Raw genomic sequence first — 12,478 nt, forward strand, 5'->3', positions numbered from 1 at the left:
ATTAGATCACAACTCATTACTGATTGGTATTATCCAACTAAAACTTAACTGTTCCAGTAGTTTGTAAATCGCATTCGGGTAGTAGTCGACATTAAAGCGTAGCTGAATATATTTTTGGATAGCGTCACCTGTCAGTCTGCCTCAAGGGGAACTCATACTTTGTTCTTCTATATATGTACTTAGTTGCTGCTTTTGGCTTGAGGTGAGATAGCTTGGCATCTAGTCCTCTGGGGCCGCTCACAAGATATTTTGCAACACTACCACGGGCTACTTTTAGTCTCTCGGCGACATCTGTTCGGCTATGCCCCTCTAGGAATAAGGCTACTGCCAGTAATCGCGGCTCTTTTTCTGCTCTAGATAAGACTAAGATTTCTTCAGCGGTATAGTTTTTCAAACGGGAATATTGATTATTTACGATACCTATATTAGATCACAACTCATTACTGATCGGTATTATTCAGCGTAAAACTCTTCCAAAATAACCATTTACTCATCGTTTCTCAATGGCGAAAAATGGCCGAATGGCGGCAAAGTGGCGACAGCGCACAGCCATGGCTTCAAAAGACACGATTCAATGTTACTCCAGATAACTGGCGATTTTGGCTTTACACAGACGTTCTGTGAGCGCTTGCAGGTAGGCCACTCGCTCACCTAACCATTCGAGTTCTTCGAGGGTGATCGCATAGCTGGGTTTATAGTGCGGATTCTGTCGCAAATAGCAGTGATAGTTTATGATTTTGCCCTTAGAGATCCCCTCATTTTTCAATTTTAAATAATCCCGAAAATTGAACGGTAAATAGGCTGGTTTTTAAGGTAACGATAAAAATTATCCATTAGAGGTTCTGCCCACTCTTCTCGCATCGTGGGTAACAGTTCATAGTAAATACAACCTTGGCGAAACAGAGAGTATGAGCGAGTTTTACTGGTATTTGCCTTTATTGTCTTTTCCAAGTCAGCATCCTCGCCCGCTTTTCCTAGTAGCGTCAGCAAGCCTATCGCCAAGGCGCTTAGCAAAAACAACCGGTCTCTACGTACCGGGGAACGCGTGTAGGTGGCACTCATCCCCATGCCAAAACGATAGTCTTTAATGTCACGAAAAGTCGTCTCTATCCCCCAACGTTTCCCATATAAAGTCAACATCTTGCTACTCACTAGGTCACGTCGACTTGATGCTAAATACCAAGCTTCTTTCATGCCTTTTTTCTTGGTGCAAATGACCCGAGCGACTGCTTGCTTATTACCCGTTATTTGAACGTCCTTAAGGGTTCTTGTTATGCCGCTGGGTAATAGCCAGTCCTTTACTGGAAACAGCTCTCCTACCGCATCGGTGACTTTGATATTAGCCTTAATTCTAATGATGAAGTCAAAACCCAGCTCATGTTCAATGAAGTTAAATAGTGCCGTATCACTAAAGCCTCTATCAGCAACAATTGTCACTTTAACATCCTCTGCAACGATCGACCTTAACTTAACCAACAACTCATCTTCATGGTTGTTTCTATTACCTTTTAAAGCATGTTTACGATGGGTTTTCCATAGCAGTGGCGTGTTACGTCCATGGGTTGTTTGCATACTCAGTACGATGGTTGAATGGTCGTCTGAATCAAATTCAGTCCAATCGAGAGAGACCACTATCTCTTTGCGTGCACCGATAATATAAGGCCCCCAGGAGTCCAGTAATTGCCAGACGTTTAACTTTGTATTACTGAGTAATCGGTCTACTTGTTTAATAGCAGACTTACGCTTAAGTTTATTGGCTTGGGCTAAGCCAGCGCCAATGGCATGAATAGCGAGTGACCCCTTTTCAATCACTCCGTGAGCGGCATTAGCAAGTGAGGTGACCCTTTTAGCATGCATGTCATGGCCAAAGAGTTCATCGATGTGATTATGAATAAGGGCTTTATTTATCATGTTATAAATTTTAGAACATAGAGTGATTTGGCTTATTATACTCTGGAAGCCTTGCTGCCTCTGGTTATTATGAGGGGATGCTTAAGGATTTTGCCCCCCTCTTCATGATTTTGGTTTATGAAACTCAATTTCTCTGGTCGGCATTATCCGCAAGATATTATCATGCGGGCGCTTCGTTATTACCTGGCCTACAAACTCAGTTACCGAGAAATTGAGGAGATATTCTCTGAGCGGAATATCCATTTTGACCACTCAACCTTGAATCGTTGGGTTATCAAGTATGCCCCTATGTTTAGGCGAAGAAAGCGTCGAGTATCCGGTTCGTGGCGGATGGATGAGACCTATATTAAGGTGAAAGGGAAATGGGTTTACTATTATCGAGCCGTGGATAAATTCAGCGCTATTATTGATTTTTATTTGAGTGAAACCCGTGATGAGCCAGCGGCACGGGCATTTTTCAATAAAGCCATCAACCAACATGGTTTACCTGAAAAGGTTGTCATTGATAAAAGTGGTGCGAATGCCGCAGCATTAGATACCATCAATATTTGTCTTTGGCTGTCTGGACATATGCTGTTTATGATTGAGGTTTTGGCTGGAAGTCTTGGAAAGGGGCTGAATCGACCTTGGCGGGTGTTGAGCTTTGGTCCATGATTAAGCAAGGACAAATGGACACTACTGAAATGATGACACCATGGGAACCATTTTATTCTTTGGCGGCCTAATTGTATCTGAGAGATACTGTGCCCTCAAATTATAGCGGCGAGATCTCAGTTTGCGACAGAACCGAAAAACTTGTGATAGCTTATTATTCAACAGCCTCCCTTAATTTGCAATTACCAATGAAATATTGAATTTTATCTTTAGAGAAGTCACTGAATATTTTTAGATTGCTCATAGTTCCAAAACTCCGTAAACATATTTGTTCCAAATGAGGCAATTCATAGAGGTGAAGCTCTTCCAGCTCTGTGTGGAGTAGCATAATCCTTTTTAACGACGCCATGTTTTTTATCGTTTGAACTTTAATCCCAGTATTTGAAAGAATGAGCTCTACCAATTTTGGCAGTGGTTTCATTTTTAATTCAGTCAGAGAAAACCCATATAATTTAATGTACTCTAGCGAAGGCAGTTGTGATAAGTAAATCTCCCCTAACTTATCACTATCAAGTATAAAACTTTGTAATTTTGGTAAAGGAGGAATTGTTAGAGCTTTTAATCCAAGTTTTTGCAAGTTAATGGTTTCAATATTTGTTCCAGAAGGCAGCACTAGCTTTGAAATAGTATACGCCCTGCTTTTAATATCCAGATACTTAATATTTTTAAGGCTAGACAAATCTAACTCTCCACTCTTTATACTCAGATCGAGCAGCATTAATGATGTTATAGACTTCATCTTAGATAAGTTTAATCTATTCAAATAAATGGGATTTTGGCAGTAAATAGATACTATTTCCAAGAAATAAGAATGTTCACCATTATTAGTAATGCATTGGAGAAACGCGTTATTAGTTATCGCGTCATCTATTCTTGGCAGTGGGTTGTTTTTTAAAGAGAAATACTCCAACTCAGGAAGTTCATCAAAGGTAAACGACTCAAATAGATTATCCTTAATATTCATTGCAGTAATCTTTGACTGGGGTGGAAATTTAATACTATTTAGTTGGTTATGTGAAACGTCCAGCTGTCGAAGTTCTGTTAATGTATTGGTATCTAACGATATTAATTGATTATAGCTTACATCTAACACTTTCAATTTTGGTAAATCTTTAACTAAAAGTGTATTGAGTTTATTGTTATTCAGGAATACTACTTGAAGATTCTCTAATCCAATCAGAGAGAGTTCCATAAGTTTTGACTTGATAACTGATAACGTTTCTAATTGATTAATGTCCTTTAGTTGCAAAACTTCTAATCCCCTGACATCAATTTCCAATTCATTGAGGAGTGGAGCTTCAACGTCTAGAGTAAGATTTATATGGCTCTGAAACTGCCCATATGAATATATCCGAATAAATTTAACATTGTCATGCTTTATTGATAATGTAAATTCAGTATTATCCGGTAAAGAGTCAATAATAAGCTGTTCGAGTTTCGGGAATTGACTCTCTAAGCTTATTTTAGTTAAAAAATCCTCTGTTAACATAGCCCCGAACTCTAAATGTTCTAGGTGCTCTAGGTCGCCAAACTTAAGCGATTCTACCAGCATTGCTCCTATGTTGATGTACTGTAATTTTTTGTTTGCACTCAAATCTAGATTTTGTATCTCATTTAGGTGTAAATCAATATAGGACAGTTGGTTGAAGTACTTTATCTCGTCGACATGTTTAATATCCATATTCGGACAATCAAGCCGAGTGATCTCTTCAACATTGTCAATACCCGTGTTTAAAACACACTCCATAAACCGAGTATCAGAAAAGCGTATATTAGATACCTTTTCAGGAGCAGGAGTTGTACACCCCATTAGAAATGAGCATAAAACCACCCCCATTACAGACTTAATACTATGATGTTTCAAAATAATAATCCTATGTTCTGTCGCTCTGTTTCCCTGCCGTAGTCCGATAGGCATACCTAGCATCCTAGCCATGGAGTAAGCCCAAATAACATCCGTTTGATAAGCGAGTCAATCAACGCCTGCCCGTTATAAAGCGTTACCTTGTCATCATCTGCCACTTCAATTCCAGAGAGAGCAAAATGAATCGCGTAAAACATTCCCCTCAGCTAAGGAGGCCTAATACAATGCATGCTATTAGTAAGGAATTTGCCAAACATAAGGGCACGAAGCGAATAAAGGCAAATTTCTTATAGATCAACTCGTGTCGATACGGCTTATCCCTAGCAGCTAAGAGATAGGTAACAATGAAGATATGGCGCTCAGACAATGGAATTATGTTGCGTCATTCTCATTTGCTAACCGATGTTGCTACTACCGCCACCGATTAATGTTCCACCACGATTAATGGCATCCCCACTGCGGGCTGCGGGTATGCCATCGATAAGTACACAGGATGAGCCCGCAGCAATTTTACGCGGAAGTGTTGGGTGATTAGGTTTATCATGAGGTGTTAGATCAACACCAGCTCTCGCTAATGCGATGCTGTCCGCCTTCACCGTGGGGGATGCGGAGATCACTGGTGTTGGTGATTGCTGTGGGTGGAAAGTCTTCATGCTCACCGCCCATATCACCGAGTTTCACAGCGTTACCCTTCACTATTTCCTTGTAATAACCCAGTTAATGCCAATTGCACTTTTCTCCGGTCCATTCATGGACCTCCTTGGGCCATCTGCGTCGTAATGGCCCCAGCCAAAGGGCAAAGTGGGCTGGCTTAAAGAAAAAAAGCACTGGAACAACAGTAAGGTAACTAATTAACCCGCCTATAAAACCATCTTCACGAATGAGTTGGTGATTAAAACCTGGCACTCTGGGCTTTTCACTAATCTCATACCAGAACGGTGTGTCCCCAGTCATATAACGTCGCACATACTCCCAATAGCCATAAATGGGAGCGTGATAGGTCATGTTATTAACTAAAGGCAGACGCGTGTGTTTTTGCCCGCTTAAGTCTTTATTGACCGCGTGTTTAGGGTTCAGCCAGAGTACCAACTCATAGCCATCTTTTAAGTGACCGTAGCCCATATGAGACTTGGCAACAATGACCGACATTTCACATTCATACCAGGGGATACGGTAGAGGACTTTTTTGTGCCAAACATACACCTCCTGATTGGTTTTATGAAAACGTACTGGTGTCGCAATCGGCCTGAATAGTTCACCAAAAGTAATTACTATGAGTGTTGACAAAACGACCCAGTCCAGCCAGTTAATCTCATCAGCAACATTGCCGGCAACTCTGACTGTCCAAAATACCGCGAGATAGATCAACCCTAACAATATCGACAACCCCAAACCTTTGCCTCTGGAAGTGACCGAATGAACGCGCATATCCAAATAATTTTCATGGCCACCTGCTGAAAAAGTTTCAAAGAACTCTCCTAGGTCCTCACCTTCCTTATTTTTATAAACCAAATCTATACGCTTGTTAGCGGGTTGCAAAGGGTCTTCTTGAATCAGGCGACCAAAGGTATAGTTATTTGCTGCATTATCCGTGGTAAAAAAATGCGGCTGATAACCAGCATCTTCAGGCCCTATCCAGTGGCCTGGGCCAACTTGCTTAATATCACTCATCCTGTGTGCTCTTCTTGTTCGTCGTTTAATTCACTTAACTTAATTCACTTAGCATTGGCTCATTTGGGCTTGATTCACTGAGCTTGAATTCATTGAGCTCAGCTTCCGAGCGAAATAAACCAAGGAGTTTATTATTATCATCTATCTCAATATGACGATATTTGAGAATGACCGGATAACCTGCCGGTCCATGGTAGTCTAATGCCAGTGTAAAACCGATGTAGTCCTGATTGAGCGCACGCTCATCGACGTTTAATGACACTTGCGCCGTGGTGCTATTTAATAGCTCAATTTTCCCGTCCAGTTTATTGGTTTTCCAACGGTTAGAGTGCGTATCAGAGACTAACAAATCCTGCTTGTGATGCTCTGTAACGCCCTGCATATGTAGACTCACATCACTAGTGAGCGGAATAAAGCCTGGCAATACAATGTCTAAGTCAAAATAACTATACTGATTATCCCGACGATAATTTCGTATTATCGGCATTGGCTTAAACAGGAAGTCACAAAATGCCTTCATCTCCTGATGAATGCTTCGAACCATCTCTTTGGTCTGTATTGTTTGTTGATAAAAACCTAACCGCTCAGACATCATACCCGTGTCGAGGTCTGGTGCGTAGCGGTACTCACCGTTCCCCCAAAAAGACTTTTTCAGCATAAGCTGAGTTTCACTGTCAACAAAGCAGGCCCGCAGTATCTCCACACTTAATGCCGCAATACCCAATACCACCGCCATAACCGCTGCCACAGGTGCTCCCACTGGAAACAGTGCTGCTAAGGCAAACATCACCGCGGCGCTGTTCAGCAGTAATGAAGTACCGGAGAGTGCCATCGCCCAGCCATTTTGCCCACTTTTATTATCGGTATTAAGCTGATAACCGCTGCCCATCACGCCCAATACCGCCCCAATCACAGGCAAGGATTTGAACGAACCTTTAACCAGAGTCGTCACCCCTTTACCCAGTTTTTCAGCTTGCTCAATTAACTTGTTGTTCAATACATCAATTTGTTCAAGCTTGAGCTTCACTGCCGTAGACAAGCCCTTACCTAAATACTCCGCCCCTTGGGTTTCCATGTATTTGGTGAACACCAACTTACTGCCAGACTGACCAAAACGGGTTCCGGCAAAATGGTCTATGGCCGCAAAAGAGCTATTGACTACCGCGATATAGGCATTGAAAGTAATATAAACAGACTTGATCACTCCCCTTGTCTTTTCCAACTCTGAAGAGACCTGAAAGGCGTTATACACTTGCACTGCCCAGAACATGCCTATCACTCCATGCATCCGCGGTCGTGTAAAACTGCTTTCCGTAGCGCGGTACGCTTTCATCAACCGGGTGTTATCATCTAACATGCCGTTACCTATCATCTGTTTAGCCCAGAATCGTGAATGGGCTTCCAAATAACGGGCGACTTTCCCTTGCTGAGCTGTATTGGTTGTTGTGGCTTGTTCAAGGTCATACAACACAATGGCCTGTTTAAGGCTGAACTGTTTCTTCGGTGACTGTGCGCTATTGTTGGTTACCACGGCTACGGTCGCCGCATGGCTGGCTTCGACATCATAAAGTACATCGGCAAAACGGGCTTTTACCTTGCTGTATTGATAGCCGTAACGCGAGACCATGGCAGTGTGAACGGCTTCCCAGGTTATTGGTTGGTTATCAGCGATACTGCGCTGTGCCACCCGTCCAGCCACTGATTGTACAATAACATCGGTGGAGTCCGTTGCTGGTAACTGCTGACTCTCATACAGGGCTGAGCGCGATTGCGCAATCGCATCCAGATTAGGACCATTGCGGGTATCGCTAAAGGTTTTCAGCCATTTGGACCCTGCTAGAATGGTTTTCTGTACAAAGCCCACCGACAATAAAACATGCGCAGCAACCCCAGCATCCGCCCCCTCTTGTGGCTCACCTTCTGTCTGCGAGAATAAATAGTCGATCCATTTTTCACGCAGTGCCACCCCTTGGTCTGTTGCATCAATGTTATTCACCATGGCCGCAACCAGAGATTCTTTGAGCTTCATCTGGTCAACTTGCGCATCATCGAGCCATGACAAGGCTAAATCCAAATGTTCATCATCGAGCCAGGCAATCCAATCATCGGCCAGTGCATCCAAATCATTTTTAAACCCGGGAATGGCTTGTTCATAGTCCGCCAGATATTGGTCCATCTCTTCGGTATGAAGGTACTTTTCCAGTCCTTCTTTAGCCGATTGGCTCACATCTTGACGCCTTTTTTCGATGTCCTCTTCAGAATAAGGCGTGCTATATCCTTCACGGTGATTGACGTATTCCGTCGGCACACGGGTCTGCGCGATACTCATCTCTTTATCGATGATACTTCGCGTCAATGTCGCCATATGGTGAGGATGTTGCGCACTACTGACTGATTGCATCACGATTTCGTAGGCTGCGGAAAACTCTCTGCACAGATCTGTCGTAATGCCGACGGCATCGACCAGACATACTGCGTAATGATTATCGGGGGTTTGCGCCTGATAAGGCACCATGACACCATTAATGTCTGAGACGGGTTCGAGTGTGGGTATGGTCCACTTCAGCGTCGACTCATGGGTTTGAATTTCCGCTAACAGGTTTTGCAAGTCATAGAGTGGTCTGGTATCAGGTGCGCTGCCTTTGGCCGCTTGCGAGAAGTCGATACCCTGACCCATATCGGCGATCATATCTGGGTTAGCCGTAAGATTACTCAAGTGACTTTCAGCCAAAGGCGCAATGGTTAACCACAGGGTTGCCACAGCACCCCGCTTTTGCTTAATGATTGGCAGAGCCGCCATCACCTCTGAAGGTGGCTCTCCAAATACGCAACGTGCATCTTGAGCAATGGCGGCTTTGTACAGCACTTCGAGCAGGTAACCTTCCTGTTCGTTGTAGAGGTAAACCGTGTGGTCAATCAGCTCCCTGGCAATGTACTTGTGCTGTGACAGTGTGGGCATACTCACACCCATTGTCAGCGTGTCAGCCAACTGAAGCGGACTGTCAGCTTCGGCCACACCATAACGCATTGGTTTCACCGTAAACCACTCATCACGTAGTGGGCAGTCTTCCACTACGCTATCAACTGGCTTAGTACTGGCGATGATGGCCGCATTGGTGGCTGGATCACTCGTGCCAGAAACCAGTACTGCATCGTCGGGAATAGTGATGACCTCCCCGGCCTGAATGACATCAGGATCCGTAATGTGCATGTTGGCTTTTTCCAGCGCTTTTTGCGTGATGCCATTGGCTCTGGCGATCCCTGAAAGTGTCTCGCCCGAGCGGATAGTGTAATTCATGATAATACCTTCACAGGGGAGCGTGGATTAAGAACAAAAGAGATAGACATAAAGTTGGCTTGCCTTAACCGCCCTGACAGAGGTTGTGTGTGGTCAAGCAGGCAAGTCCTGACTTCCGGGTAACGCGTGTTACTGTCTAACACGTTTCCTAATCGGCAGAACACATTCAAATAATAGGTGGCTAGTTGCTCATCGACGCTGCCCAACGTGTGCAATTCATTGAGCCGCTCCACAATGAACTGATGGGTGTCAGCTTCGGTCGCTAATCGTTTAGCGGGAAAAAATAATTGTAGGTGCGGCATGAGCCGCCGCGCGCTGTAGTACAGTGAGGCCTGACTTAACCCTAGCCACTCATTATCGGTAAATACCGCGTTATCAAGCGGCTTTTCGACGATTTGCTGAGTTTGAGTTTGTTCAGTTTGGTTGAATTGAATTTGGCTTATTTGCCAGTAATGCTGCTGTATCGGCTCGGGCAGCCATAAAGTTTGCATCGGTCCTAACCATGCGCTCAGTTTGATGTCATCGGTACTGCTTAATAAGTGCTGCATGATAACCGGATCATACAAGCGGCTGAGTGCGCCTTCTAGTCCGCTATGCTCGCAAGCGATCAATACTTTCCAGTGCGCTTCGAGCACTGAAAAATCAGCATCTGAGGCAAATACTACTCCGTATCGATAAGCAGCAAGGGACTGAGACTGAACCCACGTCTCCAGCGCAGGAAAATAACCAACGAGATACGGGCCGACATCCGCCACATTTTCCCAGCGGGTCCCCAGCAATAAGGCCCTATATTCCACGGCCACTGAATGTTGATGAGCCAATAACACCAGCTGTTTTTCCAGCTCAGGCAGAAGCGCACCATCTAATACCAACCAACGTGGCATGGAATTCTCTTCAAGAGAAGGGAGTTGCGATGTGGATGAAAACCGGTTCATGATGCCGCCTCTTCACAGGCAACACAGACTGGTTTGCCCTTGATGGCGGCCTCTATTAGGCTTTTCCGTTGTTGTTCAACATTGATAGCAGGGAGCGCTATCGACGTTGCGCCGGGAAGCTGTACCACTTCTCCCTGAGCCAGTACCGCGGCCTCAACTTGACCAGGCAGCGAAGCCAATGCCCCGGTATAACCACTGCCTGAGCCTGCACTACCGCCTGAGTTTAGATTAACTGCAGGCCCAACTAAATGCACGCCCGCGGGGTCTATCTTAACGAAACTGCCACCCACTTTAAGCGTAAGCTCAGCCCCCGCCTCAATCACCACCTTAGTGCCCGCTTTAAGGTGCACTTCGGTGCCGGCTTCCAATATCGATTTTTTAGCCACTTTCTGCTGTAGACTGCCATCGATATTGAGGCTGACATCTTGCTTGACCACAGTGCGGCTCTCTCCCTCAACGGTAAGGTGGTCATTAGCCTTGATGCGGGTAAAGCGTTCATTTTCAATGTCCAGATGGGCATCGTGTTTGATGTTCGTACTCTGGTCGTTTTCAACTAAGGTGTTCATGTCCTTCTGGGCATGGATATATATCTCTTCCTTGTCAGCCTCATCTTCGAAGCGCAGTTCGTTACTGCCTTCGCCCTTATGGGTTTGGGTCTTCAATACGGTACGGGTTTTATTAGCAGGCAGCGGATAAGGCACCTGATTGGTACTGTGAAAAGTGCGACCTGTAATGATGGGCTGGTCTGGGTCGCCCTCTAAGAAACTGACAATCACTTCATGACCGATTCTGGGAATGGCCATCATGCCATACCGACCACCGGCCCAGCCTTGGCTAACACGCACCCAGCAGCTGGAATTATCATCGCTATAGCCATAGCGGTCCCAGGGAAATTGTACTTTTACTCGGCCAAACTCATCACAGAAAATCTCTTCATCTTTGGGACCTACCACAGTTGCAGCTTGGGGGCCTGTGACCAAAGGTTTTGCATTAGGCTCTGCTTGCCAGGGCGCATTGCCGAGGATAGCGGTAAATGTGTTGCCATAGGTGGTGACAGCTTGAGTATTAGCCTCTTCCGCCGCCGCGCCTTGTTCCCCTTTGTGGGTAACGGTCACCATGAGCCAGTCACGATTTAGCGCTGCATCTCCCTCTTTGTTTAAATCAGGGTGCTCCATCAGGTCAAACTTACTGCCACTGATAACCTGCATGATGTTGCTTTTACCGACCCCGAGCTGCGCATCTCGGCGCAGGTACTCTTGATGAACTTGCGTGAACGGTATACCACTTTCATCGTCTTTATAGCGCCCGGGGTAATCAAAGTGTTCGTAATCTTGTCGCTGAAAATCTAATGACTTACCCGTACTGGTTTGCAGGAAGCTGTATTGGGGCTTCTTGAAGCTGTTATCTTTGAGCGTGACGCTGGCAGGCTTGATTTGGTGCTGGTAGCTAAATGAGCTAACAAATGGCACTTCTGCAGCGCCGCCATTGACCGCGTTGTAGGGGAATGGCGCGTCTAAATGAGGCTGCTTAGTGGTGCTGTCACTGAACACCAGCGTGTGACTCTTCTCACTGTGCTGAAAGTAATAAAACAAGCCCACTTCTGCTGCTAAGCGGGAGATAAAGTCGAAATCAGTTTCCCGATACTGGACGCAATATTCACGCACCTGCGACTCAAATCGGGCATCACAACTGAATGCATAATCCTTAATCCCCATCTCAGTGAGGAGCGTCGCGATAATACTCAGCACGCTCTTTTGCTGGAATATACGACTATTTTGCCTGAGCTTTAATCTCGACAGCGCTGGCACTAAGGTGATGTGATATTGAGTATGATGATGGCCCGTATCAGCTTTACTGAATTGACTGACGATGCCGTGTACCTGACGTTGCAGCGAACCCGCTTGATACCAGGTGAGCAACCCCGTCTGGTCGACAATAGACTCAGGCGTCAAATCATCCAGTCGGCTCAGCAACGTGAGCTTGACCTCAAAGGGTGATGATAACCCCTCTTTAAAATCAAACGCTAACACCTCAAAGCTGTCATCACTCACACTTTCGGCGCTAAAGTGGTAACGCAATCCATTTCCAACAGCAATCATCGCAACATCCTAATGCAATTAAAGGGGTGCTCCCCTTCCAAAGGAC

General features: G+C 45.1%; 11 protein-coding genes. 1 reads left to right on the forward strand and 10 read right to left on the reverse strand.

Translation table 11 applies throughout. The features are described from left to right. Nucleotides 1–6: 6 nt before the first annotated feature. The 4 genes from sps_RS29245 to sps_RS19055 form a co-directional block, all read right to left on the reverse strand. Nucleotides 7–135 (reverse strand): winged helix-turn-helix domain-containing protein, encoded by a 129-nt coding sequence (locus sps_RS29245; protein ID WP_077755768.1) that lies wholly within the window; start codon nt 133–135, stop codon nt 7–9. Continuing rightward, nucleotides 125–394, reverse strand: a complete 270-nt coding sequence (locus tag sps_RS19045) for a hypothetical protein (RefSeq protein ID WP_077753945.1) — start codon at nt 392–394, stop codon at nt 125–127. The genes sps_RS29245 and sps_RS19045 overlap by 11 nt, the downstream gene beginning before the upstream one ends. A 183-nt stretch (nt 395–577) precedes the next feature. Further along, nucleotides 578–766, reverse strand: a complete 189-nt coding sequence (locus sps_RS19050) for a hypothetical protein (RefSeq protein WP_077753946.1) — start codon at nt 764–766, stop codon at nt 578–580. A 2-nt stretch (nt 767–768) separates the two neighbouring features. Next, nucleotides 769–1,911: an IS4 family transposase gene (locus sps_RS19055; protein ID WP_077751384.1), complete on the reverse strand. Its 1,143-nt coding sequence runs from the start codon at nt 1,909–1,911 to the stop codon at nt 769–771. Between the two features lie 117 nt (nt 1,912–2,028). On the opposite strand from sps_RS19055, the gene sps_RS19060 reads away from it, so the two are divergent. Further along, nucleotides 2,029–2,565: an IS6 family transposase gene (locus sps_RS19060; protein WP_077753947.1), complete on the forward strand. Its 537-nt coding sequence runs from the start codon at nt 2,029–2,031 to the stop codon at nt 2,563–2,565. A gap of 154 nt (nt 2,566–2,719) precedes the next feature. On the opposite strand, the gene sps_RS19065 is transcribed toward sps_RS19060, so the two are convergent. From sps_RS19065 to sps_RS19090, 6 genes are all read right to left on the reverse strand, one after another. Next, entirely contained in the window at nt 2,720–4,483 is a 1,764-nt protein-coding gene (locus tag sps_RS19065; protein WP_077753948.1) for a leucine-rich repeat domain-containing protein, read from the reverse strand. Nucleotides 4,484–4,824: 341 nt separating this feature from the next. Then, nucleotides 4,825–5,082 carry a PAAR domain-containing protein gene (locus tag sps_RS19070; RefSeq protein ID WP_237157882.1) on the reverse strand — a complete coding sequence of 86 codons (258 nt, stop codon included), beginning with the start codon at nt 5,080–5,082 and terminating at the stop codon, nt 4,825–4,827. Nucleotides 5,083–5,146: 64 nt separating this feature from the next. After that, the gene (locus sps_RS19075) at nt 5,147–6,100 is read right to left on the reverse strand and encodes a DUF6708 domain-containing protein (RefSeq protein ID WP_077753949.1); all 954 of its coding nucleotides are present in this window, start codon (nt 6,098–6,100) and stop codon (nt 5,147–5,149) included. 34 nt (nt 6,101–6,134) lie between these two features. After that, nucleotides 6,135–9,398 carry a LysM peptidoglycan-binding domain-containing protein gene (locus sps_RS19080; RefSeq protein WP_077753950.1) on the reverse strand — a complete coding sequence of 1,088 codons (3,264 nt, stop codon included), beginning with the start codon at nt 9,396–9,398 and terminating at the stop codon, nt 6,135–6,137. Beyond that, nucleotides 9,395–10,333: a DUF4123 domain-containing protein gene (locus sps_RS19085; RefSeq protein ID WP_077753951.1), complete on the reverse strand. Its 939-nt coding sequence runs from the start codon at nt 10,331–10,333 to the stop codon at nt 9,395–9,397. Before sps_RS19085 ends, sps_RS19080 begins: the two co-directional genes overlap by 4 nt. Beyond that, a complete protein-coding gene (locus sps_RS19090; RefSeq protein ID WP_077753952.1) occupies nt 10,330–12,432 on the reverse strand; it encodes a type VI secretion system Vgr family protein in 2,103 nt (700 codons plus the stop codon). The genes sps_RS19085 and sps_RS19090 overlap by 4 nt, the downstream gene beginning before the upstream one ends. Nucleotides 12,433–12,478: the final 46 nt, after the last annotated feature.

Source organism: Shewanella psychrophila (assembly GCF_002005305.1).
Taxonomy (GTDB): Bacteria; Pseudomonadota; Gammaproteobacteria; order Enterobacterales; family Shewanellaceae; genus Shewanella; species Shewanella psychrophila.

Bases quoted from the DNA above. Each gene is read 5' to 3' on its own strand.
- sps_RS19065 (WP_077753948.1), bottom strand. From the start codon at position 4,483: ATGCCTATCGGACTACGGCAGGGAAACAGAGCGACAGAACATAGGATT.
- sps_RS19075 (WP_077753949.1), bottom strand. From the start codon at position 6,100: ATGAGTGATATTAAGCAAGTTGGCCCAGGCCACTGGATAGGGCCTGAA.
- sps_RS19055 (WP_077751384.1), bottom strand. From the start codon at position 1,911: ATGATAAATAAAGCCCTTATTCATAATCACATCGATGAACTCTTTGGC.
- sps_RS19070 (WP_237157882.1), bottom strand. From the start codon at position 5,082: ATGAAGACTTTCCACCCACAGCAATCACCAACACCAGTGATCTCCGCA.
- sps_RS19090 (WP_077753952.1), bottom strand. From the start codon at position 12,432: ATGATTGCTGTTGGAAATGGATTGCGTTACCACTTTAGCGCCGAAAGT.
- sps_RS19080 (WP_077753950.1), bottom strand. From the start codon at position 9,398: ATGAATTACACTATCCGCTCGGGCGAGACACTTTCAGGGATCGCCAGA.
- sps_RS19060 (WP_077753947.1), top strand. From the start codon at position 2,029: ATGAAACTCAATTTCTCTGGTCGGCATTATCCGCAAGATATTATCATG.
- sps_RS19085 (WP_077753951.1), bottom strand. From the start codon at position 10,333: ATGAACCGGTTTTCATCCACATCGCAACTCCCTTCTCTTGAAGAGAAT.